27 protein-coding genes are annotated in these 25,553 nt (G+C 72.1%); 13 read left to right on the plus strand and 14 right to left on the minus strand.

What is annotated here, in order from left to right; genetic code table 11:
- Positions 1 to 61 precede the first annotated feature (61 nt).
- Together IEZ01_RS18230 and IEZ01_RS18235 are read right to left on the minus strand one after the other, a co-directional pair.
- Positions 62 to 1,309, minus strand: coding sequence for a DUF3152 domain-containing protein (locus tag IEZ01_RS18230; protein ID WP_229833046.1), 1,248 nt, complete (start codon positions 1,307 to 1,309; stop codon positions 62 to 64).
- A gap of 92 nt (positions 1,310 to 1,401) precedes the next feature.
- Positions 1,402 to 2,391 (minus strand): alpha/beta fold hydrolase, encoded by a 990-nt coding sequence (locus tag IEZ01_RS18235; RefSeq protein WP_019889247.1) that lies wholly within the window; start codon positions 2,389 to 2,391, stop codon positions 1,402 to 1,404.
- Between the two features lie 160 nt (positions 2,392 to 2,551).
- Here IEZ01_RS18235 and IEZ01_RS18240 point away from each other — a divergent pair, with 160 nt between their 5' ends.
- The 4 genes from IEZ01_RS18240 (at position 2,552) to IEZ01_RS18255 (ending at position 4,389) form a co-directional block, all read left to right on the plus strand.
- Positions 2,552 to 2,776 carry an Rv3202a family protein gene (locus tag IEZ01_RS18240; protein ID WP_019889245.1) on the plus strand — a complete coding sequence of 75 codons (225 nt, stop codon included), beginning with the start codon at positions 2,552 to 2,554 and terminating at the stop codon, positions 2,774 to 2,776.
- A 154-nt stretch (positions 2,777 to 2,930) separates the two neighbouring features.
- On the plus strand, positions 2,931 to 3,572 hold the full coding sequence (locus tag IEZ01_RS18245; protein ID WP_028797944.1) for a TetR/AcrR family transcriptional regulator: 642 nt from the start codon (positions 2,931 to 2,933) through the stop codon (positions 3,570 to 3,572).
- 157 nt (positions 3,573 to 3,729) lie between these two features.
- Positions 3,730 to 3,957 (plus strand): DUF3107 domain-containing protein, encoded by a 228-nt coding sequence (locus IEZ01_RS18250; RefSeq protein WP_019889241.1) that lies wholly within the window; start codon positions 3,730 to 3,732, stop codon positions 3,955 to 3,957.
- A gap of 162 nt (positions 3,958 to 4,119) precedes the next feature.
- A complete protein-coding gene (locus IEZ01_RS18255) occupies positions 4,120 to 4,389 on the plus strand; it encodes a hypothetical protein (protein WP_019889239.1) in 270 nt (89 codons plus the stop codon).
- Positions 4,390 to 4,452: 63 nt separating this feature from the next.
- On the opposite strand, the gene IEZ01_RS18260 is transcribed toward IEZ01_RS18255, so the two are convergent.
- Positions 4,453 to 5,202 carry a ferritin-like fold-containing protein gene (locus tag IEZ01_RS18260; RefSeq protein ID WP_028797943.1) on the minus strand — a complete coding sequence of 250 codons (750 nt, stop codon included), beginning with the start codon at positions 5,200 to 5,202 and terminating at the stop codon, positions 4,453 to 4,455.
- Between the two features lie 492 nt (positions 5,203 to 5,694).
- Here IEZ01_RS18260 and IEZ01_RS18265 point away from each other — a divergent pair, with 492 nt between their 5' ends.
- Positions 5,695 to 7,728 carry a DEAD/DEAH box helicase gene (locus IEZ01_RS18265; RefSeq protein ID WP_040875656.1) on the plus strand — a complete coding sequence of 678 codons (2,034 nt, stop codon included), beginning with the start codon at positions 5,695 to 5,697 and terminating at the stop codon, positions 7,726 to 7,728.
- 90 nt (positions 7,729 to 7,818) lie between these two features.
- Complete coding sequence (locus IEZ01_RS18270) at positions 7,819 to 8,730, plus strand: alpha/beta fold hydrolase (RefSeq protein WP_019889235.1); 912 nt, start codon at positions 7,819 to 7,821, stop codon at positions 8,728 to 8,730.
- A gap of 22 nt (positions 8,731 to 8,752) precedes the next feature.
- On the opposite strand, the gene IEZ01_RS18275 is transcribed toward IEZ01_RS18270, so the two are convergent.
- Positions 8,753 to 9,688, minus strand: a complete 936-nt coding sequence (locus IEZ01_RS18275; RefSeq protein ID WP_189202626.1) for an NYN domain-containing protein — start codon at positions 9,686 to 9,688, stop codon at positions 8,753 to 8,755.
- Between the two features lie 172 nt (positions 9,689 to 9,860).
- Here IEZ01_RS18275 and IEZ01_RS18280 point away from each other — a divergent pair, with 172 nt between their 5' ends.
- Positions 9,861 to 10,013 carry a DUF8834 family protein gene (locus IEZ01_RS18280; protein ID WP_019889233.1) on the plus strand — a complete coding sequence of 51 codons (153 nt, stop codon included), beginning with the start codon at positions 9,861 to 9,863 and terminating at the stop codon, positions 10,011 to 10,013.
- Between the two features lie 81 nt (positions 10,014 to 10,094).
- Here IEZ01_RS18280 and IEZ01_RS18285 read toward each other — a convergent pair whose 3' ends face one another.
- The 4 genes from IEZ01_RS18285 to IEZ01_RS18300 form a co-directional block, all read right to left on the minus strand.
- Complete coding sequence (locus IEZ01_RS18285; RefSeq protein WP_019889232.1) at positions 10,095 to 10,700, minus strand: MarC family protein; 606 nt, start codon at positions 10,698 to 10,700, stop codon at positions 10,095 to 10,097.
- 168 nt (positions 10,701 to 10,868) lie between these two features.
- A complete protein-coding gene (locus IEZ01_RS18290; protein ID WP_019889231.1) occupies positions 10,869 to 11,729 on the minus strand; it encodes a PHP domain-containing protein in 861 nt (286 codons plus the stop codon).
- 164 nt (positions 11,730 to 11,893) lie between these two features.
- Positions 11,894 to 12,532: a DUF6758 family protein gene (locus IEZ01_RS18295; RefSeq protein WP_028797942.1), complete on the minus strand. Its 639-nt coding sequence runs from the start codon at positions 12,530 to 12,532 to the stop codon at positions 11,894 to 11,896.
- An 85-nt stretch (positions 12,533 to 12,617) separates the two neighbouring features.
- The gene (locus tag IEZ01_RS18300; RefSeq protein WP_019889229.1) at positions 12,618 to 13,202 is read right to left on the minus strand and encodes a suppressor of fused domain protein; all 585 of its coding nucleotides are present in this window, start codon (positions 13,200 to 13,202) and stop codon (positions 12,618 to 12,620) included.
- A gap of 456 nt (positions 13,203 to 13,658) precedes the next feature.
- Between IEZ01_RS18300 and IEZ01_RS18305 the strand changes: the two genes are divergently transcribed.
- Both IEZ01_RS18305 and IEZ01_RS18310 read left to right on the plus strand, forming a co-directional pair.
- Positions 13,659 to 14,795: a magnesium and cobalt transport protein CorA gene (locus IEZ01_RS18305; protein ID WP_019889228.1), complete on the plus strand. Its 1,137-nt coding sequence runs from the start codon at positions 13,659 to 13,661 to the stop codon at positions 14,793 to 14,795.
- A gap of 14 nt (positions 14,796 to 14,809) precedes the next feature.
- Entirely contained in the window at positions 14,810 to 15,319 is a 510-nt protein-coding gene (locus IEZ01_RS18310; protein ID WP_019889226.1) for a hypothetical protein, read from the plus strand.
- Between the two features lie 165 nt (positions 15,320 to 15,484).
- Here the strand turns inward: IEZ01_RS18310 and IEZ01_RS18315 are convergent, their stop codons facing one another.
- Positions 15,485 to 16,240, minus strand: coding sequence for a hypothetical protein (locus IEZ01_RS18315; protein WP_189202628.1), 756 nt, complete (start codon positions 16,238 to 16,240; stop codon positions 15,485 to 15,487).
- A gap of 176 nt (positions 16,241 to 16,416) precedes the next feature.
- Between IEZ01_RS18315 and IEZ01_RS18320 the strand changes: the two genes are divergently transcribed.
- The 3 genes from IEZ01_RS18320 to IEZ01_RS18330 are packed head-to-tail and all read left to right on the plus strand — an operon-like array spanning position 16,417 to position 19,439.
- On the plus strand, positions 16,417 to 17,703 hold the full coding sequence (locus tag IEZ01_RS18320; RefSeq protein ID WP_019889223.1) for a magnesium transporter MgtE N-terminal domain-containing protein: 1,287 nt from the start codon (positions 16,417 to 16,419) through the stop codon (positions 17,701 to 17,703).
- Positions 17,690 to 18,262 carry a DUF1003 domain-containing protein gene (locus tag IEZ01_RS18325; RefSeq protein ID WP_019889222.1) on the plus strand — a complete coding sequence of 191 codons (573 nt, stop codon included), beginning with the start codon at positions 17,690 to 17,692 and terminating at the stop codon, positions 18,260 to 18,262. Before IEZ01_RS18320 ends, IEZ01_RS18325 begins: the two co-directional genes overlap by 14 nt.
- A 43-nt stretch (positions 18,263 to 18,305) precedes the next feature.
- On the plus strand, positions 18,306 to 19,439 hold the full coding sequence (locus IEZ01_RS18330; protein ID WP_028797941.1) for an Mrp/NBP35 family ATP-binding protein: 1,134 nt from the start codon (positions 18,306 to 18,308) through the stop codon (positions 19,437 to 19,439).
- 61 nt (positions 19,440 to 19,500) lie between these two features.
- Here the strand turns inward: IEZ01_RS18330 and IEZ01_RS18335 are convergent, their stop codons facing one another.
- The 5 genes from IEZ01_RS18335 to sigE all read right to left on the minus strand — a co-directional run bounded on the left by IEZ01_RS18335 (position 19,501) and on the right by sigE (position 24,615).
- Positions 19,501 to 20,130 carry a hypothetical protein gene (locus tag IEZ01_RS18335; RefSeq protein WP_019889220.1) on the minus strand — a complete coding sequence of 210 codons (630 nt, stop codon included), beginning with the start codon at positions 20,128 to 20,130 and terminating at the stop codon, positions 19,501 to 19,503.
- A 101-nt stretch (positions 20,131 to 20,231) separates the two neighbouring features.
- Positions 20,232 to 20,678, minus strand: a complete 447-nt coding sequence (locus IEZ01_RS18340; RefSeq protein ID WP_019889219.1) for a sec-independent translocase — start codon at positions 20,676 to 20,678, stop codon at positions 20,232 to 20,234.
- 90 nt (positions 20,679 to 20,768) lie between these two features.
- Complete coding sequence (locus IEZ01_RS18345; protein WP_019889218.1) at positions 20,769 to 22,748, minus strand: S1C family serine protease; 1,980 nt, start codon at positions 22,746 to 22,748, stop codon at positions 20,769 to 20,771.
- 185 nt (positions 22,749 to 22,933) lie between these two features.
- Positions 22,934 to 23,860 (minus strand): anti-sigma factor family protein, encoded by a 927-nt coding sequence (locus tag IEZ01_RS18350; RefSeq protein WP_019889216.1) that lies wholly within the window; start codon positions 23,858 to 23,860, stop codon positions 22,934 to 22,936.
- Positions 23,857 to 24,615 (minus strand): RNA polymerase sigma factor SigE, encoded by a 759-nt coding sequence (sigE, locus tag IEZ01_RS18355; RefSeq protein ID WP_078513405.1) that lies wholly within the window; start codon positions 24,613 to 24,615, stop codon positions 23,857 to 23,859. The genes IEZ01_RS18350 and sigE overlap by 4 nt, the downstream gene beginning before the upstream one ends.
- 164 nt (positions 24,616 to 24,779) lie before the next feature.
- On the opposite strand from sigE, the gene IEZ01_RS18360 reads away from it, so the two are divergent.
- The gene (locus IEZ01_RS18360; protein ID WP_189202630.1) at positions 24,780 to 25,445 is read left to right on the plus strand and encodes an O-methyltransferase; all 666 of its coding nucleotides are present in this window, start codon (positions 24,780 to 24,782) and stop codon (positions 25,443 to 25,445) included.
- Positions 25,446 to 25,553 lie beyond the last annotated feature (108 nt).

A 25,553-nucleotide genomic window follows, 5' to 3' on the forward strand; every position in this document is an offset into this window, starting at 1 on the left:
GCGACGGCCAGCCCCTCGGCCGCGCAAGGGCGGCGAGGGGGAGGAAGGGCCGACCGGACGGTCAACTCCCGGGGTGGACCCAGGGGTTGGGGCGGCACTTGATTCCCTCGATGTCCAGCGACTTGGTCTGCTGCTGCATCACCGGCGCCGGCGCGCCGGGCGTACGGCAGTTCACATGGCTGTGCCCGAGGCGGTGCCCGACCTCGTGGTTGATCAGCATCTGGCGGTAGCTGAGCATCGCCTTGGGGCCGTACGTATCCGCCCCCTGGGCCCAGCGGAACGCGTTGATCATCACGCGCTCGGTGGCGGCGGAGTCGCAGGAGACGTTGTCGACCGTCGTGTCCAGACCGGACTTGGCACACCACGTGGCGGTGGTGCCGGGACTGGCCAGGGTGATCACGAACTCCGGTTCACCGCTCGCTATCCGCTCGAACGTCATCGCGCCGCCGTGCGCCCAGCTGCGGTCGTCGTTGAGGGTCTTGTGGACGGCCTCGGCGAAGAGCTTGGCGTCGAGCCCGATGCCCTTCTCCACGTCGACGCGGTAGCGGACCTTGCGGCCCTTGCCCGGTCCCTTGGCGAAGCCTGGTACGGCCTCGAAGTCGCCCGAGCCGGTGAGCTCCGGGTCGATGAGGAACTGACGCGCCATCTGCTGTTCGTACGTCGGCGGCGGGGCGGGGCGGGGCGGCTGCCGGGGCGGCGTCGGGCGGGCGTCGGACCGTGAGGCGGAGCCGTCGGCGGTCCGCTCGCCGGCCTCGCCGGCGGACTGGTTGACCGTGTCGCTGCCGGGATGGTCCGCGACCTGCCCCGCGACGACGACGGCGAGGACGGTGGTGACGGCCGCGGCCGCGATGCCGGTGAAAGTACGTCCCTTGCCCGCCTTGGCGGGGCCGGACGCGGGCTCTTCGCACTGGGGCGCCGTGAGGGCTTCGTCGGCCCCCCGGCGCTGCGCCGGTATGAACGGCGCCTCGGGCCGGGGCGTGGCCTCGGGGGCCGGTGCGGGGTGAGGGGTCCCGGGGGTTCCCTGCCAGTCCCCGTACCGCTGCGGCGGTGTCTGCCGGGTGCCCCAGCCGCCGCCGGGCTCATGGTGCTCGGGGTGCCCGCCGCGGACGCGGGGCGCGCCGTGGGCGGGGGTGTCGTAAACAGGGCTTCCGTGGGCCGGCGTGCCCTGATCGCCGTAGCCGTAGACGGGCGTGCCATGAGCGGGGGTGCCGTACACGGGAGTGCCGTGGGCCGGGGTGCCGTACTGCGCGCCGGGCGGCTGCTGCGGCCCGTCCGGGGCCCGCCGTCGGCGGCCCGTACCAGGAGCCACGGTCTGCGGCTCGTCCGCGCCCGTCCCGGCCCCGGTATCTCGAGGGGATACCGGGGCGGGGCCCTTGCGACTATGTCGTCCCACGCCCCGGATCAGCTCCCGCCCTGTTTCTTGTTCTTGTCCGTACCGTCGTTGTCGTCCATCAGCTCCCGTACGGCCTGGGCGACCGTCTCGGGGTACTCCATCATGGCGACATGGCCCGCGTCCGGAAGCGTCAGCAACCTGGAGTCGCGGAACGCGGCGGCCGCCCTGCGGGCCATCCGGAACGAAACGAGCTGGTCACGACCGCCGTAGACGAGCAGCGTCGGCGCGAGCACCCGCTCGGCCTGTCGCCACAGTCCATGTTGACCGCCGAGAGTGTAGGCGTCGACGATGCCGCGCGCCGAGCGGGCCATCGCGTCCCAGAAGTACGGCAGCTCCAGGCGCCGCTCCATCTCCTCCACGGCGTCGCGCAGCCCCTGGTCGGTGACGCGACCGGGGTCTCCGTAGCAGAGCGCCATCACGCCGCGCACCCGCTGCTCGGCCGTCCAGTCTCTGGTGATCCGGGCGAAGAGCGACGCCACACCGGGCAGGGCGAGCATCGCGGTGGGCCAGGCGGCGCGCTGGGCGCGCAGCTCGGGGAGGGCCGGCGAGACGAGGGTGAGCGTGCGCACGAGGTCGGGCCGGACGGCGGCGACCCGGGTGGCGACGGCGCCGCCCAGCGAGTTGCCGATCAGATGGACCGCGCCCCGGCCGCCCGCGTCGAGCAGCCGGATGACGGCGCGCGCGTGGCCGGTCACCGAGTAGTTGCCGTCGTCCGGCGGCGGGGAGTCCCCGAAGCCGGGCAGGTCGACGGCCTCCCCGTCGACCTTGTCCGCGAGCAGCGGCATCAGGGACGACCAGTTCTGCGAGGAGCCGCCGAGCCCGTGCACGTAGAGGGCGGGCGGCAGTCCGGCGCGTGTGCCGGGCCGGGCCCGTACGGTCAGCGTCAGTCCGGGCAGGACCACGGACCGCAGCTCCTCACCCGCGGCGACCCGCACGGCGCGCGCCCGCGCCGCCGCGGAGGCGGCGGTGCGGGTGTCCGGCAGCTCGGTCGAAGACATGGCAGCGATATTACGAGACGATCACGCTCTGGCGCGTGTGTGCGCGGTCACAGGATCGCGTAGCGCCCGGGGAAGGGAACTCCTACGCTCAAGGAGTGACCCTTCCCCTTTGGGGAAGGCGCCGGACGGACCCTCCCGGCACCGTGAGAAAGGGAGCCGCATGACTGCCGACCCGACGGAACCGGAAACCTTCCAGGAGAACGGCACCGACACACTGGTCGAACTGGGCGAGGAGACCCCGGAGGCCGACGCGGCGGAACAGCACACTGATGTTCAGCAGCAGGAGGACGACCGGGCGCACCGTCCCGACCCGGCGAGCGCGAACGAGGCGGACGCGGCCGAACAGACCCGTGTGGTCGCCCTGGACGAGGACGACTACCGCTGATTTGTTCATATTCCCCGTGAGCTTCCCGTGAGCTGCGGGTTCCGCGCGCGTCCGGTCCGTGAAATTCTGCGTCCGCACCGCGCGATGCCGGGTTACCCAAAAGTACGATGGCGGCGCGGCGCACAGCGCGCATGGATCGATCTTGGGAGGCGGCGTGACAGCCATCGAGCAGACAGAGGCGGCACGCCCGCGGGGCACGCGCCTTCCGCGCCGAGCCCGACGCAATCAGCTGCTGGGCGCAGCCCAGGAAGTGTTCGTGGCCCAGGGTTATCACTCGGCGGCGATGGACGACATCGCGGAGCGCGCGGGCGTCAGCAAGCCGGTGCTGTACCAGCACTTCCCCGGCAAGCTGGAGCTGTATCTGGCGCTGCTCGACCAGCACTGCGAGGCGCTGCTCCAGGCGGTCCGTACGGCCCTGGCCTCCACCACGGACAACAAGCTGCGCGTGGCGGCCACGATGGACGCCTACTTCGCGTACGTGGAGGACGAGGGCGGCGCGTTCCGCCTGGTCTTCGAGTCCGACCTGACCAACGAGCCCGCGGTCCGGGAGCGCGTGGAGCGGGTGAGCCTGCAGTGCGCCGAGGCGATCTCGGACGTGATCGCGGAGGACACCGGGCTCTCCAAGGACGAGTCGATGCTGCTCGCCGTCGGTCTGGGCGGCGTCTCGCAGGTCGTCGCGCGCTACTGGCTCTCCAGCGAGTCGGCCATCCCCCGGGACAAGGCGGTGCAGCTGCTGACGTCGCTGGCATGGCGGGGTATCGCCGGCTTCCCGCTGCACGGCGCCGAGGGCCACTGACCGACCGACCCCCGGTCACCCGCCCGGCGCGGGGTGACCACGCTCTGTTCGCTCCTGGCGTGCACGGGTGACCCGTTCCGGGTCCCCTCACCGGGCTAATGTGGGCGGGTACGGCGCGGCTGACCGCGCATCGCTGACCGTTCGGAGGGACATAGCCGTGGAGGTCAAGATCGGCGTGCAGCACGCGCCCCGGGAGATCGTTCTGGAGAGCGGGCAGTCCGCCGAGGAGGTCGAGAGCGCGATTGCCGACGCCCTGGCCGGCAAGTCGGCGCTGCTGAGCCTCACGGACGACAAGGGCCGCAAGGTCCTGGTGCCGGCGGACCGGATCGCCTACGTGGAGATCGGCGAGCCGGCGCAGCGCCGGGTGGGCTTCGGCGCGCTCTAGGCACGGCAAGGCATGGCGAAGGGCCCGGCGGGACAACCGCCGGGCCCTTCGCCATGCTCACGACGATCCCGGGTGGTGGAGGAGGGTTGTATTCCGCGCGCTTCGGGTAGTACGGCCTACGACCGTTTTGCCCGCCCCGCACCGCCCGCGAGGTGATCCGCCGTGTTCTTGGAAGCTCTCGGTTCGGCCCTGCTCGGACTCGCCCTGGCCTGGGCCGCCGTGCATCGGCTGCCCGACCGCCTCCCCGCACGCCCGGTGGTCCTCGCCACGGGTGGGCTGGGGGCCGTGTTCGGCGCGGTGGTGACGCACGCGGCGCTGGGGCCGGGCCATCTGCTCGGCACGCTGGCGGGGGCGGTCGCCGTCGGAGCCGTACTGCTGTCGCTGCTGATCCGCCCGGCGGGCCGTCGCCTGCGCCGATCAGCGGCGGCGTGAATCACGCCGCCGCCGTCTTCCCTGCCGTATCGCCCGTAAGCCCTAGCCGTACGAGCCGTACGCTCAGGCGGCCAGGCCCAGCGCGGCCATGCGCTTGGTGTGGGCCTTGGTGATACGGGTGAACATCTCGCCGACCGCGGCGAGGTCGAACCCGGCCGCCAGGCCGACACCGCCGACCAGCATGGTGGACAGCGCGTCCCGCTCGGCGACGACCCGCTGCGCCTGCGACAGCGCCTCACCCATCAGGCGGCGCGCCCACAGCGCGAGCCGGCCGCCGACCCGCGGGTCGGCGTCGATCGCGGCGCGCACCTTCTCCACGGCGAAGTTGCCGTGGCCCGTGTCGTCGAGGACGCCCAGCACCAGCGCGCGGGTGTCGGAGTCGAGACGCGCCGCGACCTCGCGGTAGAAGTCGCTCGCGATCGAGTCGCCGACGTACGCCTTGACCAGGCCTTCCAGCCAGTCGGACGGCGCGGTCTGCCGGTGGAAGTCGTCCAGTGCCTTGGCGAACGGCTCCATCGCGGTGGTCGGCTCCTCCTCGATGGCGGTGAGCCGGTCGCGCAGCCGCTCGAAGTGGTGGAACTCCGCGGAGGCCATCTTCGCCAGCTCCGCCTTGTCGGCCAGGGTCGGCGCGAGCTTGGCGTCCTCGGCGAGCCGCTCGAAGGCCGCGAGCTCGCCGTAGGCCAGGGCACCGAGCAGGTCGACGACCGCGGCGCGGTACTGCGGCTCGGCGGAGGCGGTGGCCCAGTCCTGGGCGGCGATCCCGGTGAGCTCTTCGGCTTCTTCGGGTGCAGTGGCGTTGTCAGGCGTCTCCATGAAGCGCACAATAGCCCGCTCCGCAGGCCGGGGAAGGCCCTGGTCAGTCACTGTGACCGCGCCCTCATTACGAATTCCCCCAACACACATGCGCGAATCCGGGGTACAGTGGTAAAGCGCCTGCTGAGTATTCAGACATGCCTGACATGTGTGAACGTACTCGGTAGGCCATCTCATGAATGAGGATGCCCGGTCGGTCGCCCCGGTCGGCTCCGACCCGACAGCCCTCCGTGCGCCCCGCCGCACACGAGGGAACCCTCAGCGGCACGACGCTCGAGCGACGGCCAGTGGTCCCGCGCCACCCGGCGGTGATCCTTTCGATCCACGGCCGGACGTGATCCGGCACGGTACGACCCCCGTCGTTCGCCTCGCGCCGCGTCTCACAGAAGAGGCAGCACCCTGACTACGACTTTCCGAGATCTCGGGATCCTCCCCGAGACCGCCGAGGCCCTTGAGGCCGTCGGCATCGTGTCCCCCTTCCCCATCCAGGAGATGACCCTTCCGGTCGCACTCTCCGGCACCGACGTCATCGGGCAGGCCAAGACCGGCACCGGCAAGACGCTCGGATTCGGGCTTCCGCTCCTCGAGCGCGTCACCGTCCCCGCCGACGTCGAGGCGGGCCGGGCCAAGCCCGAGCAGCTCACCGACGCGCCGCAGGCGCTGGTGGTCGTCCCGACCCGTGAGCTGTGCACCCAGGTCACCAACGACCTGCTGACCGCCGGCAAGGTCCGTAACGTCCGCGTGCTCGCCATCTACGGCGGCCGGGCGTACGAGCCCCAGGTCGAGGCGCTCAAGAAGGGCGTCGACGTGATCGTCGGCACCCCGGGCCGCCTGCTCGACCTGGCCGGCCAGCGCAAGCTCGACCTCTCCCACGTCAAGGCGCTCGTCCTCGACGAGGCCGACGAGATGCTCGACCTGGGCTTCCTGCCCGACGTCGAGAAGATCATCAACATGCTTCCGGCGAAGCGTCAGACGATGCTGTTCTCGGCGACCATGCCAGGCGCGGTCATCGGCCTGGCCCGCCGCTACATGTCGCAGCCCACGCACATCCGCGCCACCGCGCCGGACGACGAGGGCGCGACCGTCGCCAACATCACCCAGCACGTCTACCGCGCGCACTCGATGGACAAGCCGGAGATGGTCTCCCGCATCCTGCAGGCCAACGGCCGCGGGCTCGCGATGATCTTCTGCCGGACCAAGCGCACGGCGGCCGACATCGCCGAGCAGCTGGAGCGGCGCGGCTTCGCCTCCGGCGCGGTCCACGGCGACCTCGGCCAGGGCGCGCGCGAGCAGGCGCTGCGGGCGTTCCGCAACGGCAAGGTGGACGTCCTCGTCTGCACCGACGTCGCGGCGCGCGGTATCGACGTCGAGGGCGTCACGCACGTCATCAACTACCAGTCGCCCGAGGACGAGAAGACCTTCCTGCACCGGGTCGGCCGTACGGGCCGCGCGGGCAACAAGGGCACGGCCGTCACGCTGGTCGACTGGGACGACATCCCGCGCTGGCAGCTGATCAACAAGGCGCTGGAGCTGGACTTCCACGAGCCGGTGGAGACGTACTCCACCTCGCCGCACCTCTTCGCCGACCTGGACATCCCCGAGGGGACGAAGGGTGTTCTGCCCCGGGCCGAGCGCACTCGCGCGGGCCTGGGCGCGGAGGAGCTGGAGGACCTCGGCGAGACCGGTGGCCGGGGTGGCCGCGGCCGCAAGGCCCAGGCCGCTCCCGCCGAGGAGCGTCCGGCCCGCACGCGTACGCCGCGCCAGCGTCGCCGCACCCGTGGCGGCACCGCGCTCGGCGAGGCGCCCGCCGCGTCCACGGCCGAGGCGACCGAGGCTCCGGCCGCTCCGGCGGACGAGCAGTCCGCCGCGCCGCGCACCCCGCGTCGCCGTCGCCGCACCCGCGCCGGCGCCTCCTCCGAGGCCGCTGCGGCCGTCGCGACGGCCGAGGCCGCCCCGGCTCCTGTGGCGCCGGTCGAGGAGTCCCCGGTCGAGGAGGCGCCCAAGCCGCGCCGCCGCCGTACCGCGAAGAAGGCCGTGGAGGCTCCGGCGGTGGAGACCGCCGAGGCCGTCGTGGAGTCGATCGAGGCCGCGGAGCCCGTCGCGGAGCCGAAGCCGCGTCGCCGCACGGTCAAGAAGGCCGCTCCGGCCGCCGAGGCCGTCGTGGAGACGGTCGAGGCCCCGGAGGCGACCGAGGCCAAGCCGCGCCGCCGTACGGTCAAGAAGGCCGCACAGGCGCCGGTGGAGGCGGTGGCGGAGGAGGCCCCCAAGCCGCGTCGCCGTACCACCAAGAAGGCCGCCGAGGCGCCCGTGGAGGCCGCGACGGAGGAGGCCCCCAAGCCCCGCCGCCGTACCACCAAGAAGGCCGCCGAGGCGCCCGTGGAGGCCGCGACGGAGGAGGCCCCCAAGCCCCGCCGCCGCACCACCAAGAAGGCCGCGGAAGCGCCCGTCGAGACGGTGATGGACGAGGTGCCGAGGCCGCGTCGTCGTACGACGAAGAAGGCGGTCGCGGCTCCGGCCGAGAGCTGATCCGTCTGTAGGCACAGCCCCAGCGGCCCGGTCCCCCACCAGGGACCGGGCCGCTGTGTGTCCGGGGAAGATCCCCATTACAGTCCCTGTATGAGCAAGCCCCGGTCCCTGGCCCTGCCGCCCCGCACGCGCGCGCGGCGGCTGGTGACCGCACGCGGGAGCTTCGCCGTGCTCGACGCCGCCGCGGCCGGTGAGGCGCGCGGGACCGTTCTGATGCTCCCCGGCTACACGGGCAGCAAGGAGGACTTCCTCGCGCTGCTCGGGCCGGTGAGCGAGGCCGGCTACCGCGTGGTCGCGATCGACGGCCGGGGGCAGCACGAGAGCCCCGGGCCGCGCGGCCGGGCCGCGTACAGCAGGCGGGCGCTGGCGCTCGACGTCGTGGCGCAGGCCGCCTCCCTCGGGGACGGTCCGGTGCATCTGCTCGGCCACTCCTTCGGCGGGCTCGTGGCGCGGGCGGCCGCCCTGCTCGCTCCGGCGGCGTTCCGCTCGCTGACCCTGCTCTCGTCCGGTCCCGGCCCCGTCGCCCGGCCGCAGCGGATCCGGGTCCGGGTGCTGCGCGGGGCGCTCGCGCTGCTGCCCAAGGACCGGGTGTGGGAGGCGACCCGCTGGCTGGACAGCCGCGGGGAGGAGCCGGGGGTCACCGACCCGCCGGAGATCGTGCTGTTCCTGCGGCGGCGCTGGATGGCGACGCGGATCGCCCAGCTGTCGGCGACCGGGCGGCTGCTGCGCCGCGAGCCGGACGGCACCGAACAACTCGCCGCGCTGGGGATGCCGTTGCACATCGCGTACGGCGCCGAGGAGATGATCTGGCCGACGCCGTTCCTCGCGGCGACGGCGCTGCGGCTCGGGGCGCACCACACGGTGGTGGATGGGGCGGGCCACTCCCCCAATGTGTCGCACCCCGAGGAACTGGCCGCCCGGCTGGTCGCGTTCTGGGAGCAGTGCGCCCGCAAGGAGGCCGGGCCGCGCACGGACGCGGACGCGGGCGCCGGGACGGCCTGAGGCGGCGACGCGCGACGCGCGGCTAGTACTGGGCCTGGAGGTGCTGCCAGAAGCCGTCGCGCAGCGCCCTGCGCAGCGCCGCATGTCCGCGCAGCGAGCGGCTGAGCAGCTTCTCCGCCTCGATCAGCAGGTCCTGGTCGACGGGGCCGGGCAGATACGGATGGCCGGGAAGCAGCTCGGCAAGGGTGTCGCGGCCCCGCTCGGCTAGCCAGGTCGCGGCGATCTGTGCGCCGACGAAGCGCACCTCCTCGCGTGACGGCGGTGGTTCGCCCTCGTTCTCGTACGTCGTCACCGGACGGCGCGTCACATACGGGCGGCAGAAGTCCAGGTCGAAGGTGCGCTGGCTGTCGACCTCCCAGAGCAGCGGCTCCGCCTGGTTGCGCCCTTCACCTGCCTCGATGCCCCAGAGGTGGACGCGGGCGCCGTAGCCCTGGGCGGCCTCGACCGCGGAGACGAGGTCCTCGTCGCCGCCGACCAGGGCGGCGTCGCTGATGGCGCGGTGGCGGGCGAGGGACTCCAGGTCCGAGCGGATCAGGGAGTCGACGCCCTTCTGCTGGTTGTTGGCGTTGAGGTTGCCGAGCCGGACCTTGACGTCGGGGAGTTCGGCTATGGACTGCTGCTCGGCGGTGTGGATACGGCGGCGGGCGCCGTCGTACCAGTACACGCGCAGCAGCCGGCTGTCGGCGAAGATCGTGCGGGCCTTGTCGATGAAGGCCTCGATGAGCCCCTCGGCGTCGAGGTCGAAGGAGCGGCGGTCCTCGGTGCCCGTCACAAGCAACCCGGCCGCAGCATAGACGTAACCGGCGTCCACGAAGATGGCATGGGTCGAGGGGGTCTTCGCCACCTCGGCGATCATCCGCTGCAGGAGCTCATTGGTGCGCTCCAGGCGGGCGGCGAGGGTGCCGATGTCGGGGAGGTCCGCGGACCGGTCGTTCTGAGGCTTCTCTGCGTCGTTCATACGGGGCTCATTGTCCGTTGATCACGACCCGCCCGCCAGCTCCCATGACCCGGTCGTTAGTCATCCAAAAAATTTCCTTAGCGTAGGGAATGTTTGGTGGATGCATCCCGTTACACCTCACGTACACCCAGTTCTCCTCCAGGAGGATCAACTCAGACGAAGGGAGAAGCCTGTGCGCTTCGAAATTCTGCGACTCGACGACATCGACGGCACGGCCGTCGACAGCACGGTCGTGGACGCCGCCTCCGTCAACCGGATCGTTCAGCAGGCCGCAGCGATCGGCCAGCGAATCATGATCCGCCCGGCCGACAGTCCGGCCTCGTAACACCGTCGACGCACCGCGCCCCCGCACGGACTCCGGCAGAGTCGGAATCCGTACGGGGGCGCAGTGGTGTCCGGGACCGGGCTAGGCGCCCTGGATCACCTGCGTCACACCGTTGATGATCTGCTGCACGGCGATGGCGGAAAGCATCATGCCCGCGAGTCGGGTGACCAGCACCACACCGCCGTCCTTGATGACCCGGATGATCACCAGCGAGTAGCGCATGGTCAGCCAGAGCACGACGTGCATGGCGACGATCGCCGCCCAGACAGAGACCTGCTCCCCCACGCCGTCGGCGTGCTGCACGGCGAGGATCACCGACACGATCGCACCGGGTCCGGCGAGCAGCGGCATGCCCAGCGGTACGAGGGCGACGTTGACGTCCTTGGTCTGCTTGGGCTCGTCCGTCTTGCCGGTGAGCAGGTCGAGCGCGATGAGCAGCAGGAGCAGACCGCCCGCGATCATCAGCGCGGGTACGGAGACATGGAGATAGTCCAGGATCTGCTGGCCCAGGATGCCGAAGACGGTGATGACGCCGAAGGCCACCGCGACGGCCTGCCAGGCCATCCGGCGCTGCACCTTGGACGCGCGGCCGGAGGTCAGGGCCAGGAAGATCGGAGTGATCCCGGGGGGATCCATGATGACAAAAAGGGTGAGGAACAGGGAGCCGAAGACGGCAACGTCGAACACAGTGAAGGGCCTTGCACGAGAGGGTGGTACGGAGGAGGCGGGCGCGGGACGGAAGGGGCCCGTGCCCCGGAGTCGGCCGGGACCGCGGCGGGCGCGGCGTCGGACCTGAGGAAGAAGGGGCGGCACCGGTCGGCGCACGCGGTGGTGCGCCGGCGGGACCGGACGGTGTCAGATACGTCCGCCGGTGCCCGGCACCGGGAAGGCGCCGGTCGCACGGCGCGTGATCTCGCCGTAGATCTCCGGGTCGGTGGTGTAGTCGCCGAGCCGACAGGTCTTACGGCTGCCGTGGTAGTCGCTGGAGCCGGTGGTGAGCAGGCCCAGCTCCTGGGCGAGCCCGCGCAGCCGGGCGCGGGTGGGCTCGTCGTGGTCCATGTGGTCGATCTCGATGCCGTCGAGACCGGCGGCGGCCAGCTCGGCTATCGCGCTCTCGGGCACGGTTCGGCCGCGCTTGACGGCGCCCGGGTGCGCGAAGACGGTGACCCCGCCGGCCGCCTTGACCAGGCGGATCGCGGTGAAGGGGTCGAGTTCGTGCTTCTCCACGTACGCGCGGCCGCCGTCGGCGAGCCACTGCGGCGTGAAGGCGTCGGAGACGCTTCCCACCACGCCGAGCTCGACGAGGGCCTCGGCGATGTGCGGGCGGCCGACGGATCCGTCGCCGGCGATCCGGGCGACCCGCTCCCACTCGACGGGCACGCCGAGTTCCTGGAGCTTGCCGATGACGGCGTGCGCCCGGGGCACCCGGTCGTCCCGCACCAGCTCGCGCTCGCGCAGCAGCTCGGGCTCGTCCGGGTCGAAGAGGTACGCCAGCATGTGCATCCCGACACCGTCGAGCCGGCAGGAGAGCTCGGCGCCGGTGACGAGGGTGAGGCCTTCGGGGAGGGCGGCGACCGCCTCGGCGTGGCCGCGGGTGGTGTCGTGGTCGGTCAGCGCGACGACGTCCAGACCGGCGGCGGCAGCGCCGTGGACCAGCTCGGCCGGGGTGTCCGTACCGTCGGAGGCCGTGGAGTGGGTGTGCAGATCGATGCGCACGACGCGTGACTCCGGGGCTCGGGGACGGACAGGGGACGCTCAAGGATAACGGGCGAATCGAACACCTCGGAGCACAGCGGCGCCTCGCGGCACACCGGCGCCTCGAACACCGTTGGTCGTGCCAGAGCCTCTGGGACAGCACGCGCCAGGACAGCGGTCCCCCCTCAGGACAGCAGCCTGGGCGTCAGCGCGCCGCAGGGCAGGAGTTCCACCTCCGCCCCCGCGTCCCTGAGGTCGGTCAGGACCAGTTCGTCGTACATCAGCAGCCCCGTCTGCTCGGGCCACACGACCGCCCACAACCACAGGCCGCGTGCCTCGCCCGCGAAGACCGCGCGGTCCTCCGGAGTGCCGCTGACATGCCAGAGCGGCGTGGGACGGCCCGCGGCGAGCACCTTCGCCTGGGGCGGTCTGTCCACGCTCATCGCGGGCCCGGGATCGGGCCCGTCTATCCCGGCGAAGCGCGCGCCGAGCCCCACGCCGAGCTCCTCGGCGATCAGCAGCAGCTCGCCGACGCCCCCGAGCGGCCCTGGGCCCGAGCAGGCGACGGCCGTGGCGCGTCCGCCACTGCGGTCGTCACCCGCGTACGCGACGCCGGTGAACAGCCAGCCGACGGGCAGCGGCCAGGGCATCCACACGGGGACCTGGGCGCGGTGCACGACCACGCTGAGGGCCTCCACGCTGGGCGGGACCACGGGCTGCATCGGATGGACCGCGCCATGCACATCGCACTGCCACGCGTCGGCAAAGAGACCGGGCGCCCTGACCCGGCCACCGCACTTCGGGCAACTGGGTTCGCCCCTCATAGCGTTCAACGGTCCTACCAGGCCGCCCTCGCGTCAAGGACGATCACCCGTCCGAACGGGTGAGTCGGCCGGAAGCCGGCCGCGGTCAGTCGAGGGTCACGGAGGTGCGCCGGGGGTCGCGCAGGTCGGTTCCGTACGCCAGCCAGCGCTCCTCCAGCGCCTGTGCGCCGTGCACCCGCTTCCACGCGGCTTCGTTCGCCGTCATCGGCAGCAGCGGCAGGAAACGGACCGGATCCATGGGGTCGTCCAGCTCCAGGTCCTCCACCAGACCGCCCGGCTCGGCGACCAGCACGGAGCTGAACGGCGCACCGGGCCACAGGGGTTCACCGACGTCCAGGGAGGCGCCGGGGGCCACGACGACACCCTCGACCTGCGGGGAGGCGGCGAGGACGGCGAGCGGCCGAAGCACCTTGTCGGTGTCGGCGAGACCGGCCCGTACGGACAGCACCAGCTCGGCGCGCGGGCCCTTGACCGGGTCGGCGAGGACCGCCGTGGGATCCGCCATCGGCCGGCCGGACATGCCGAGGGTGGCGTACCGCACAAGGTCGCCGTCGGTGAAGCGCAGGACCTCGATCCGGTCCGTGCCGAGGAACGTGACCGAGGCGCGCGCGTCCGGTTCGCCGAGCGCCGTCCGTAGCCGGGCCTCGACCAGAGCAAGAACTTCTCCCATGCAGGGAGCATAGAGCGCGTATGGAACGGGCAAAGTAAGGGATTGACCCTCTGTCGGCTGATAGTCTTGGCCGCTGGTCGGGACGGCATGCCGAGCATCGCCTTCGAGTCCCGACGACACGTCATCCCCCACGGGGGACCGGCCGGAGGAGGTGGGACTGCGGTGGATCGAAGTCGATCGGGCAGTACCAACCGCTCTTCCGCGCGACGCCTCCCCTCTTCGGTCTGACAACACCCCTTCAGGGCCGTGTCCGACCGCACCGGGTGAGCGGCACTTCACGCATGCGCACGACAGAAGCCTGACGGAAGAGCGAAGAGCACTTCATCTTTGCCTGTCTGTAGCGAAAGCCGTCACCGTGATTCCACGGTGCAACCCGCTTTGCGGACGTCGTTCCTCCACGTCCCCATTCCGGGCTGCGCCACGCCTCGCGGCGGCCTCTCCGTGAAGGAGCACGCCATGTCGATGATCCGTGATCTGCGCGCAGCCGTACGCCCCTCGCTGCGCCCCGTCCAGCACAAGAGCAGCGCCCCCTACAGCTCGTACGACCCCACCCGGGACCCCTCCGCCTCCAGCGCCGTCGTCGACTGCGCGGTCTACCGCGACGGCCGGCGGCTGAAGGACTCACCGGCCCGCAGCTGTCTGACGCCGCGCGAGGCGATGCGGCAGGTGCGCGAGGGCGGCGGGTTCGTCTGGATCGGGCTGCACGAGCCGACCGAGGCCGAATTCGCCGGTATCGCGGCCGAGTTCGGGCTGCACCCGCTGGCCGTGGAGGACGCCGTCCACGCCCACCAGCGGCCCAAGCTGGAGCGGTACGACGACACGCTCTTCACGGTCTTCAAGACGATCCACTACGTCGAGCACGCCGAGCTCACCGCGACCAGCGAGGTCGTCGAGACCGGTGAGGTGATGTGCTTCACCGGCCGGGACTTCGTCATCACCGTCCGGCACGGCGGCCAGGGCTCCCTGCGCAATCTGCGCCACCGTCTCCAGGACGAGCCCGAGCTGCTCGCCAAGGGCCCCTCCGCCGTGCTGCACGCCATCGCCGACCATGTCGTCGACGGCTACATCGCGGTCGCGGACGCCGTCGAGGTGGACATCGACCAGATCGAGATCGACGTCTTCTCGCCGCCCGCCAAGGGCAGCACGCGCGGCGCCGACACCGGGCGGATCTACCAGCTCAAGCGCGAGGTGCTGGAGTTCAAGCGGGCGGTCACGCCGCTGCTGCGGCCGATGCAGCTGCTGAGCGAGCGGCCGATGCGGCTGGTCGACCCGGACATCCAGAAGTACTTCCGTGACGTCGCCGACCACCTCGCGCGCGTGCAGGAGCAGGTCGTCGGCTTCGACGAGCTGCTGAACTCGATCCTCCAGGCCAACCTGGCGCAGGCGACCGTCGCCCAGAACGAGGACATGCGCAAGATCACCTCCTGGGCGGCGATCGTCGCCGTGCCCACGGCGGTCTGCGGCGTCTACGGCATGAACTTCGACCACATGCCGGAGCTGCACTGGAAGTACGGCTACCCCATGGTGCTCACCGGCATCGTCGCCGTCTGTTTCACCATCCACCGCATGCTCAAGCGCAACGGATGGCTGTAGCTAAGCTTCGCCCCATGACAAACACGCCGCTCGGGCCCGCCCTCGTCGAGGAGGCCACCAAGAAGTCCGGCCTCATCTGGGTGCGGGGGGCGGGTCCCGCACGCGCGCTGTGGCACGTGTGGCACGACGGCGCGGCCCACGTCGTGGGCGACGGCCCCGGCGAGCAGCCGCTGCCGGGGCTCGCGGACGGTTCCGTCGCCGAGGTGACCGTGCGCAGCAAGGACAAGGGCGGCCGGCTGGTCGCCTGGACCGCGTCCGTGACCGAGCTGGCGCCCGGCTCGGAGGCGTGGCAGGCCGCGGTCGACGAGCTCAAGGGCAAGCGGCTGAACGCCCCGGACGGCGAGGCGATGCCGGAGCGCTGGGCGCGGGAGTGCCGGGTGCTGCGGCTCGAGCCCAGGGACGCGCACACCGACCATCCGCACGGCTCGCTGGCCGAAGCGCCTCTGGCCACCCCGGCCACGACCCGCCGCCCGATCCCGGCGGCCCTGCCCCGCCTGCTGCTCAAGCGGCGCGGACGGCGCTAGCGGCTGCGCGCAGCGGACGGCTTCCATGGCTCCCGACGGCCGGACACCTCGCGTGACCTGACCGGCTCCTGCCGGTCGGACCGCGGCGCGAACAGCTTCCGCGTGCCCCCGCGGCCGGTGCGCCTCACGCGCGCGGACTGCGGCGGCCCGCGGGTCGCGCGCCGGTCAGGCGCGGGGCAGCTGCTTGCCGTAGTCGACCGTCTGGTCCTGCGAGGGCGGCGCCAGCGGGAAGTCTTTGTTCCACTCGGAGAGGACGACGACGCCCGCGCCGCCGCCCCGGGCGAACTGGAGCGGGTACGGCTCGCCGTCCAGGGAGACGTCCATCGCGCCGCCCTCGCCCCGCTGCCCGCCCAGGACCCGGATCGTACGCTTGTCGCCGATCTTGTCCCGGTCGCCCTTGACGACCTCGCCGTGCAGCGAGATCAGCCCCTTCAGCAGCGGACCCATGTCGGTGAAGCCCCGCAGCTGCTTGTACGACGGGTCGTCCTGGGGCACCTTCACGTACTTGTCGTCGAGCTTGTCCGCGGCCTCGGTGTCGGACTGGCTCGGCGCCTCGCCGCCCTCTCCGTGTGACCAGAAACCCTTGTCCGCCTTCAAGTAAAGAGCGTCGCCGACCCGCAGCAGCTCGAAGGTGCTGTTCTTGGTGACGACCGAGCCGGCCGCGCCGGACTGCTTCAGCCGCATGTTCAGCTTGTACGTGCCGCCCTTGCTGACCAGCGTCCCGGAGAGCCGTACCGCCTTGGCCGCGCCGGCCGTCGACCGGGCCTTGGACTCGATGGCGGCGGCCTCGAGCTTCCCGACCCCGTTCGTACCCTCGTCGGGATCGTCGCCACAGCCGCTGAGCACGGCCACCAGCCCGACGCAGAGCGCGACGAGGAGCGCGGCCCTGCGGGTCCGCGAAGCCGGGGGGAGAGCGGTCACCTGCGCACTGCCTCTCATCTGCGTGTGGGGGGATCGCAGACGGCAGCGTACCGGTGCCGCCCCGGCCGTCCGGCAAGCAGCCGGACGGACCCGCTTCCAGGGCACACCGGATGGGTACGAGCTAGCCTGAATCAGGCATAAGTCGGCAATGGACGGCATAGAGGGAGGCGCTGGACATGGCTGCAGGCGCCCCCCGGATCTTCGTCTCCCATCTCGCCGGCGTCCCGGTCTTCGACCCCAACGGCGACCAGGTGGGCCGTGTCAGCGATCTGGTCGCGATGCTCCGGGTGGGCGGGCGCCCGCCCCGGCTGCTCGGCATGGTCGTGGAGGTGCTCAGCCGCCGCCGCATCTTCGTCCCCATGACCCGGATCACCGGCGTGGAGTCCGGCCAGGTCATCACCACCGGTGTGGTCAACATGCGCCGCTTCGAGCAGCGCCCGACGGAGCGGCTGGTCCTCGGCGAGCTGCTCGACCGGCGGGTGCGGCTGGTCACCGAAGGCACGGCGGGCGAGGAGGTCACCGTCCTCGACGTGGCCATCCAGCAGCTGCCCGCGCGCCGCGACTGGGAGATCGACAAGGTCTTCGTACGGCGTGGCAAGGGCGGGGCGCTGCGGCGCAAGGGTGAGGCGCTCACCGTCGACTGGTCGGCGGTGACCGGTTTCTCGCTGGAGGAGGAAGGGCAGGGCGCCGAGAGCCTGGTCGCCACCTTCGAGCGGCTGCGCCCCGCCGACCTCGCCAATGTGCTGCACCACCTCTCGCCGAAACGGCGCGGCGAGGTCGCGGCCGCCCTCGACGACGACCGGCTCGCCGACGTCCTGGAGGAGCTGCCGGAGGACGACCAGATCGAGATCCTCGGCAAGCTCAAGGAGGAGCGGGCCGCCGACGTGCTGGAGGCGATGGACCCGGACGACGCCGCCGACCTGCTCTCCGAGCTGCCGGAGGAGGACAAGGAGCGGCTGCTCACGCTGATGCGGCCGGACGACGCCGCCGATGTGCGCCGGCTCATGGCGTACGAGGAGCGGACCGCGGGCGGTCTGATGACCACCGAACCGATCGTGCTGCGCCCGGACGCGACGGTCGCGGACGCGCTGGCGCGGGTACGGCAGCGGGACCTCTCCCCCGCGCTCGCCGCGCAGGTGTACGTGTGCCGGCCGCCGGACGAGACGCCCACCGGCAAGTACCTCGGCACGGTCCACTTCCAGCGGCTGCTGCGCGATCCGCCGTTCACGCTGGTCGGCGCGCTGCTGGACAGCGATCTGCCGCCGCTCGCGCCGGACACCGCGCTGCCGGCCGTCACCAGCTACCTCGCCGCCTACAACATGGTCGCGGCGCCCGTGGTGGACGAGAGCGGTTCGCTGCTCGGTGCGGTGACCGTCGACGACGTCCTGGACCACCTGCTGCCGGAGGACTGGCGCGAGACCGAGTTCCACGCCGAGGAGGAGCCCGTCCATGGCACCGGGTGAGCGCGCCCAGGAGCGGGAACGGGAACGCGAGCGGGAGCGGACGGTGCCGCGGATCCGGCTGGACCAGCCGCGGATGCGCCGCCAGCGGCTGCTGCCGGAGTACGACCCGGAGGCCTTCGGCCGGATCTCGGAGCGGATCGCGCGGTTCCTTGGGACGGGCCGGTTCCTGGTCTGGATGACCCTGACGGTCGTCGTCTGGGTCCTGTGGAACGTCTTCGCGCCGCCGTCGCTCCGCTTCGACGAGTATCCGTTCATCTTCCTGACGCTCGCCCTGTCCCTGCAGGCGTCGTACGCGGCGCCCCTGATCCTTCTCGCGCAGAACCGCCAGGACGACCGGGACCGGGTCAACCTCGAGCAGGACCGCAAGCAGAACGAACGCTCGATCGCGGACACCGAGTACCTGACCCGGGAGATCGCCTCGTTGCGGATGGGCCTCGGCGAGGTCGCCACCCGGGACTGGATCCGCTCGGAGTTCGACGACCTGCTCAAGGAGATCGACGACCGGCGCGTTCTATTCCCGGCCGAGCAACCCGCCCGGAGTGACGAAGCCGACCGCTGAGAGGCTTTCCGAGGGCCGTGGTCGGCGCCGTACCATCGTCCGTATGGCTACGGAAGACGCGGTGCGCGAAGCACTGGCGACGGTGAACGACCCAGAGATCAACAAACCGATCACCGAGCTCGGCATGGTCAAGTCGGTGGAGATCGGGTCCGACGGCGCTGTCGCCGTCACGGTCTACCTCACCGTCTCCGGCTGCCCGATGCGCGACACGATCACCCAGCGCGTCACCGACGCCGTCTCCCGCGTCGAGGGCGTCACGCGTGTCGACGTCTCGCTGGACGTGATGAGCGACGAGCAGCGCAAGGAGCTGGCGGCCGCCCTGCGCGGCACCACCGCCGAGCGCGAGGTGCCGTTCGCCAAGCCCGGCTCGCTGACCCGGGTCTACGCCGTGGCCTCCGGCAAGGGCGGCGTCGGCAAGTCCTCGGTGACGGTGAACCTCGCCGCGGCGATGGCGGCGGACGGGCTGAAGGTCGGTGTCGTCGACGCCGACATCTACGGCCACAGCGTGCCGCGCATGCTGGGTGCGGACGGCCGTCCCACCCAGGTCGAGAACATGATCATGCCGCCGTCCGCGAACGGTGTGAAGGTCATCTCGATCGGCATGTTCACCCCGGGCAACGCGCCGGTGGTGTGGCGCGGCCCGATGCTGCACCGCGCGCTCCAGCAGTTCCTCGCCGATGTGTACTGGGGCGACCTGGACGTCCTCCTGCTCGACCTGCCCCCGGGCACCGGCGACATCGCGATCTCGGTCGCCCAGCTGGTCCCGAACGCTGAGATCCTGGTCGTGACGACCCCTCAGCAGGCCGCTGCCGAGGTCGCCGAGCGGGCCGGCTCGATCGCCGTGCAGACCCACCAGAAGATCGTGGGCGTCGTCGAGAACATGTCGGGCCTGCCGTGCCCGCACTGCGACGAGATGGTCGACGTCTTCGGTACGGGCGGTGGGCAGAAGGTCGCCGACGGTCTGACGAAGACGACCGGCGCGACGGTCCCCGTCCTCGGCTCGATCCCGATCGACGTACGCCTGCGTGAGGGCGGCGACGAGGGCAAGCCGGTCGTCCTGACCGACCCCGAGTCCCCGGCGGGCGCGGCCCTTCGGGCGATCGCCGGCAAGCTGGGCGGGCGTCAGCGTGGCCTGTCGGGCATGAGCCTGGGCATCACGCCGCGCAACAAGTTCTGACCGTACGCCGAAGGGCGCCGCTCCCCGGGGAGCGGCGCCCTTCGGCGTACGTACGCGGCCTCTAGGTGTAGATGCTGAGGTCCACGACGGCCGAGAACCCGAGCCCGTAGGCGCTCAGGCCACGCCCGTACGCGCCCAGGTGCACGCCGCCCGTCGTGGAACCGGCGAGCACCCAGCCGAACTCGGACTCGCGGTAGTGGAACGGCATGGGGACCCCGTCGACCGGCAGGGACAGCGTCGACCACTCGGGCCCTTCGAGGTCGTCGGCGAGCTCGAAGGCGGCCTCGGTCTGCTGGTCGAGCCAGTCGTCGCGCAGGGAGTGGTCCAGCTGCGCGGGCCAGGTGTAGGCGAGGAGCCCGGAGCCGGCCAGCCAGGCGGCGGAGGAGACGGTGGTGGCGTCCAGCACGCCCGTACCGTCGCCGGTGCGCCGTACGGGGCTCGCGGCGACCGTGACGACGACCGCGAAGCTCTCCTTCTCGGTGGCGGAGGCATCGGACTTTATGGACGGCTCGTCCCCGTGGCCCATCGATCCGTGCTGCACGGTGCCGTCGGCCGCCGTGCCCACCTGCATCAGCCAGCGCGGGCCGGCGAATGCCTCGTCCAGTCCGTACCAGCTGAACGGTGCGCGCAGATAGCCCTCGGCCGTACGCCGGGCCGCGGGCACTCCCTCCACCCGACTCGTGGTCTCCATCTGGGGCCGCCTCCTCGATCGTTCGCGTCCGCGACGGCGGACAACAGATGGAGGATAGCCACCCAGCCGCGGCTCGTCGGGAAGGACGGAGATCGGGTGGGTCAGGTGGCGTCGGCGTCGAACGGAGGCCGTTCGGCCTGCTCGGGCGTGTCGCGCTTCTTGAGCATGTCCGGTGTGCCTGAGGCGCCGGAGCCGTTGACGGCGGCCGGGACCTCGGGCTCACGGCCGTTGACGGCGTCGGTGACCTCGGTGATCTCCTTCTTGAGATCGAAGCTGCTGCGCAGCTCGTTCAGTTCCTTGAGGTCGTCGTTCTCCGCGAGCTGCTTGCGCAGGAAGGCCTTCGGATTCAGGTCCTCGAACTCGAAGTCCTTGAACTCCGGGCCGAGCTCACTGCGGATGTCGTGCTTCGCGCTCTCGGAGAACTCCCGGATCTTCCGGATGAAGCGGCTGGCGTCCTGGATGACCTTCGGCAGCTTGTCCGGGCCGAAGATGAGCACGGCGAGGATCACGAGCATGACCAGCTCGAGTCCGCCTATGTCGCTGAACACCTTGTTGCTCCTTCGCGGGGTCCGGGGCCCGCTCCACGGTACCGGGCGAATCTACCGGCGCGGTACCTTCCGGTGACGGACGGCCGACACTCAGGCGCCTTGGGAGGAACCGAGCGTCAACGTCTTGGTCAGTTCTTTGCCACCGCGCAGCAACGTCAGCTCCAGCCGGTCCCCCGGACGGTGGGCGCGGATCTTCACGATCAGCTCCTCGCCGTTGTGGACGCGCTGCCCGTCGACCTTGGTGATGATGTCGCCGGGCCGGATGCCGGCCTTCGCGGCGGGCCCGCCGACGGTGACGGACGGCGTGTCGTCCTTGCCCTTCTCGCCGACCCGGGCGCCGTCGCCGGTGTACTTCATGTCGAGGCTGACGCCGATCACCGGGTGGGTGGCCTTGCCGGTGTTGATGAGCTCCTCGGCGACCCGCTTGCCCTGGTTGATGGGGATGGCGAAGCCGAGGCCGATGGAGCCGGACGGGGCGCCGCCGCCGTCCGGTCCCGATCCGCTGCCGGCCGCGCGGATGGCGCTGTTGATGCCGATGACCCGGGCCTTGGAGTCGACGAGCGGGCCGCCGGAGTTGCCGGGGTTTATCGGCGCGTCGGTCTGGAGCGCGTCGACGTAGGAGATGTCGCTGCCGTCGCCCTTCTCGCCGCCCGCGGTGATGGGCCGCTCCTTGGCGCTGATGATGCCGGAGGTGACGGTGTTCTGGAGGTCGAAGGGGGCGCCGATGGCGACGACGGGGTCGCCGACGCGGACGTTGTCGGAGTTGCCGAGGGGCAGCGGCTTGAGGTTGGAGACGCCGGTGACCTGGACGACGGCGAGGTCGTAGCCGCTGTCCTTGCCGACGAGCTTGGCCCGGGCGGTCTCGCCGCCGCTGAAGGTGACGGAGATGTCCCCGGAGGAGCCGGCCGGGTCGACGACATGGTTGTTGGTGAGGATGTGGCCCTGCTTGTCGAGGACGAATCCGGTACCGGTGCCGGCCGCGCCACCGCCGCTGACGTGGATGGTGACCACGCTCGGCAGGGCGCTCGCGGCGATCCCGGCGACGGAGTCGGGCGCCCGGCCGACGTTCTCGGGCCCGGCCTGCGGCAGCTCGACGGTGGTGATACCGCCGTTGCGCTCGATGTACGCCCCGATGCCGCCGCCGAGCACGCCGGTGACCAGCGCGAACGCCAACGCGGCGGCCAGCCCGAGCCCCCGCCGCACCTTCCGGCCCCCCGGCGCCTGGGCGGGCGGCCGCTGCCCGGGAGCGCTCCAGGGGTCGTACTGCACCCACGCCTGCGGGGCGGGCGGCACGGGCTGGGGGTTCGCGTACGCGGCCGGAGCGGGCCCCGGAGCGCCAGGCGCGGGCGCGGCCGGGGCGGGTCCCGGTGCCGGAGCGCCAGGCCGCTGCACCGGCGGCGCGGGCGCCCAGGGCCCGGGGCCGCCGTAGGGCGGGGTGCTGTACGGATCGGGCTGATGCAGCGGGGTGGCCCGGGGCGCGTCGGCGGGGGCGGCGGCCACCGGCGCCGTCAAGGCACCGGCATCGCCGGACGGCTCGGCGGCCGACGGCTGGGAGACAGCATCGCGCCCCGGCTCGGGCCCGGGTCGTACGGACCCGCTCGCGGCTTCCGTCGCGGGCGGTGGGGCAGAAGGTACGGAATCCGTCAGCGCGCCGGGGGTCCGGGCCGGCGCTGGGGCCTCAGCCGCTGCGGAGGGCACCTGCGGCGGTACGGAACCCGCCACGGCTCTGGCATGCACGTCCAGGGCGGCCGGGGCGTCGCCGGGCGGCGGGGTCGGCTGGACGGCTCCGGCGGGCGCCGGGGCGGTGGCTTCGGCCTCAGTCAGGACGGCGGGCGCGGCGCCGACGGACTTGGCCATGTCGATGGGGGCCGGAGGTGACGGCTGGACCGCTCCGGCGGGCGCGGGGGCGCCACTCGGGTGCGAAGCAGCGGCCTCGGCCGGTGACGGCGCCTGTGCCTCGTCGGTGGGCTTCGGCTGCGGTACGGAAGCCGGGGGCGCCTCGGCCGTCACGGTGCCGGCGGCCGGCGGCGTCGGGGGGGCCAGGTCGAAGGAGTCCGGGGTGGTGTCCATGGCGTCCGCGGCCGGTGGCGGTGTCGCCGGCCGGGGCGGACGGCTCCACCACTTCGCCTTCGGCGGCTTCGGCCCGGTCGGCTTCCCGTCGTTCATGCTCTCCCCGCAACTGGCCCGTCCGCGCCCCGGCGGGGCACCCTGCACGTGGATTCAACCAGGTCCGGCGGCCCCCGCGCAGGGGGCCGTCAGCGTCGGGTGGTGAGCGGGCCGTCGGCCTGCGTCGGCGTGGCGAGATGCGTCGGCGCGGGCGTGACCATCGGCGAGACCCCTGGCAGGAAGGCGAGTTGGAGCGCGGGGCCCGTGGGCCGTACCAGCGGGGACGCGGCCGTCGCCGCGAACTGCTGCACCGGCTGGACCAGCTGGCCGACCGGCGGCGTCGGCAGGCCGGGCCGTACCGGAGCGGCCGGCGTCACCGCGGCCGGGCGGTCCGCCGATCTCGCCGGGCCGTTGCCGGAGCCCCGTCGGCGCTCGATCTGGGTGCCGGCGGCAGTCGCCGTCCCCGTCGTGCTGCCGGGGGCCGCCCGCAGCGGACTGACCCTGTTGCCGCCCTTCTCACCGCGCGCTTTCGTGTCCACAGCCGCCTCCATGGGCAGCGCACCGCCCAGCGCGATCGCCGCGAAGGACACCGCACTGGCCGCCGCGAAGGCGAACCTCCGGCCGCGCCACAGGGATCGCTCCTGGCCGGGCCGCCCGACCTCGTGGATCCGGAAACCCGAGCCCGGCACGGCGCCGCTCGGCAGCACCGCCGCGGCAGGAGTCGGCGGCGTCGGGGCCGGCACATAGCCGAAGCCGTCCGTCCTCACCCCGAAGACTCCGTCGGTGAACCGTCCCGAGCCGAAGGGTCCCCCCCGGTCGTCCTCACCTCCCGTGCCCGGCCCGCCGGGCAGCATATGAAGGCGCGCCAGCAGGCCCTCCGAGGGCGGTGGCGGCGCGGCCTGCGCGAAGACGCTCTTCAGGCGCCGCTGTGCGTCGGCCTCGGCCTTGCACTTGGCGCAGGTCGCCAGATGTGCGAGCACCCGCTCGCGGGCGTCGTGCCCCAGCTCGCCGTCGACCAGTGCGGCGAGCCGGTCCCCGAGATGGTGCTCGGCGGGGGTCGGACTGATGCCACTCACGCGGGCCCGACCTCCCCTCCGACGGACGCGAACGCACGCTCCGCCCGGGCCTCCGGCGAACGGTGCTGCAGCGCCTTGCGCAGATGCGAGCGTCCGCGGTGGATCCGGCTGCGGACGGTGCCGAGCTTCACACCGAGCGTGGCCGCGATCTCCTCGTAGGAGAGGCCCTCGATGTCACAGAGGACGACGGCCGCGCGGAACTCCGGGGCGAGCGTGTCCAGCGCCTGCTGGACGTCGGCGTCGAAGTGGGTGTCGTTGAAGACCTGCTGCGGCGATGGCTCGCGGCTGGGCAGCCGCTCGGCGGCGTCGTCGCCGAGGGCGTCGAACCGGATCCGCTGCTTGCGGCGGACCATGTCGAGGAAGAGGTTGGTGGTGATGCGGTGGAGCCAGCCCTCGAACGTACCGGGGGTGTACGTGGACAAGGAGCGGAAGACGCGGACGAAGACTTCCTGGGTGAGGTCCTCGGCGTCGTGCTGATTGCCGGTCAGGCGGTACGCGAGACGGTAGACCCGGCCACTGTGCGTGCTGACGATCTCCTCCCAGGTGGGCGGAGTCCACGCCTGCGATTCCGCATCCGATGCGAAGGTCGCGGTAGTGGGTGCGGCGTCGGTGGGGCGGAAACGGTCAGCGGTGTCAGTCACGGATTTCGGCTCACCCGCCGACCTGAGCAGGCGCTTCAGCACGCCTCTCCGATCCACAGGCGCAGCCGCACCTCCCCTGTCGGCTCTGGTGGTGTCCAGTGGAGCCCCTACCATAGCCACCTCGCCCGTTAGCTCCGGATAAGAATCTTTACGCGAATTTGGGTCGGCTCGCCGGCCCTGGTCCGGTCTTCCGCCCGGTCGTTCCCCGCGTCTTCCTCTGCCTTTACCAACGCCCGGTCCCATCTGCGGGTTCCCGCGTCCAGCGGATACAGTCACCGTTGCGCCAACTACGGGGACAGGAGAGGGTCATTACCGCCAACCGGCAGACGAGCTGGGCGTTCGCCGACGCCTTTGTCGCCGAGGACGAAGCGCTGCGCTGGGCCCGTGAGCGGGCCCGGGAGGCAGGGCTGCCCTCGGTGTCGCCCGGCACCGGCGCCGCGCTGCGACTCCTCGCCGCCACGGCGGACGCGAAGGCGGTGGCCGAGATCGGTACGGGCACGGGGGTGTCCGGGATCTATCTGCTGCACGGGATGCGCCCCGACGGCGTGCTGACCACCGTCGACCCCGAGCCGGACCGCCAGCAGTTCGCGAAGCAGGCCTTCCGGGCGGCGGGTTTCGCCGGGAACCGGGCCCGGTTCATCCCCGGCCGCGCTCTGGACGTACTGCCCCGGCTCGCGGACGGCGGGTACGACCTCGTCTTCTGCGACGGCGACCGGCTGGAGTGCCTGGACTATCTCGCTGAATCGTTGCGCCTGCTGCGACCGGGCGGGGTGGTCTGCTTCGAGGGCGTCTTCACCGACGGCCGTACGGTCGATTCGGCGGCCCAGCCGGCGGAGGTGCTGCGGGTGCGGGAGCTGTTGCGGGCCGTGCGCGAGAGCCAGGAGCTGATGGAGTCGCTGCTGCCGGTGGGCGACGGCCTGCTGTGCGCGGTACGGCGCGGCTGACCGCGACCGCCCGGCCGGCGCGTCCGTCCGTCGACCCGCCCCGCCGCCCCCTGAATACGACTCTGCCCCGGCACGGGCTACCGTGCCGGGGCAGAGGAAAATCTGGGC

This window comes from Streptomyces purpureus, from assembly GCF_014648195.1.
In the GTDB taxonomy this organism is placed as follows: Bacteria; Actinomycetota; Actinomycetes; order Streptomycetales; family Streptomycetaceae; genus Streptomyces; species Streptomyces purpureus.

Excerpts from the sequence above, each read along its gene's own strand:
- IEZ01_RS18320 (WP_019889223.1), top strand. The coding sequence starts at position 16,417 with ATGGCTGCAGGCGCCCCCCGGATCTTCGTCTCCCATCTCGCCGGCGTC.
- IEZ01_RS18310 (WP_019889226.1), top strand. The coding sequence starts at position 14,810 with ATGACAAACACGCCGCTCGGGCCCGCCCTCGTCGAGGAGGCCACCAAG.
- IEZ01_RS18325 (WP_019889222.1), top strand. The coding sequence starts at position 17,690 with ATGGCACCGGGTGAGCGCGCCCAGGAGCGGGAACGGGAACGCGAGCGG.
- IEZ01_RS18235 (WP_019889247.1), bottom strand. The coding sequence starts at position 2,391 with ATGTCTTCGACCGAGCTGCCGGACACCCGCACCGCCGCCTCCGCGGCG.
- IEZ01_RS18260 (WP_028797943.1), bottom strand. The coding sequence starts at position 5,202 with ATGGAGACGCCTGACAACGCCACTGCACCCGAAGAAGCCGAAGAGCTC.
- IEZ01_RS18305 (WP_019889228.1), top strand. The coding sequence starts at position 13,659 with ATGTCGATGATCCGTGATCTGCGCGCAGCCGTACGCCCCTCGCTGCGC.
- IEZ01_RS18265 (WP_040875656.1), top strand. The coding sequence starts at position 5,695 with ATGACCCTTCCGGTCGCACTCTCCGGCACCGACGTCATCGGGCAGGCC.
- IEZ01_RS18270 (WP_019889235.1), top strand. The coding sequence starts at position 7,819 with ATGAGCAAGCCCCGGTCCCTGGCCCTGCCGCCCCGCACGCGCGCGCGG.
- IEZ01_RS18275 (WP_189202626.1), bottom strand. The coding sequence starts at position 9,688 with ATGAACGACGCAGAGAAGCCTCAGAACGACCGGTCCGCGGACCTCCCC.
- IEZ01_RS18240 (WP_019889245.1), top strand. The coding sequence starts at position 2,552 with ATGACTGCCGACCCGACGGAACCGGAAACCTTCCAGGAGAACGGCACC.
- IEZ01_RS18345 (WP_019889218.1), bottom strand. The coding sequence starts at position 22,748 with ATGGACACCACCCCGGACTCCTTCGACCTGGCCCCCCCGACGCCGCCG.
- sigE (WP_078513405.1), bottom strand. The coding sequence starts at position 24,615 with ATGGTAGGGGCTCCACTGGACACCACCAGAGCCGACAGGGGAGGTGCG.
- IEZ01_RS18335 (WP_019889220.1), bottom strand. The coding sequence starts at position 20,130 with ATGGAGACCACGAGTCGGGTGGAGGGAGTGCCCGCGGCCCGGCGTACG.
- IEZ01_RS18300 (WP_019889229.1), bottom strand. The coding sequence starts at position 13,202 with ATGGGAGAAGTTCTTGCTCTGGTCGAGGCCCGGCTACGGACGGCGCTC.
- IEZ01_RS18295 (WP_028797942.1), bottom strand. The coding sequence starts at position 12,532 with ATGAGGGGCGAACCCAGTTGCCCGAAGTGCGGTGGCCGGGTCAGGGCG.
- IEZ01_RS18330 (WP_028797941.1), top strand. The coding sequence starts at position 18,306 with ATGGCTACGGAAGACGCGGTGCGCGAAGCACTGGCGACGGTGAACGAC.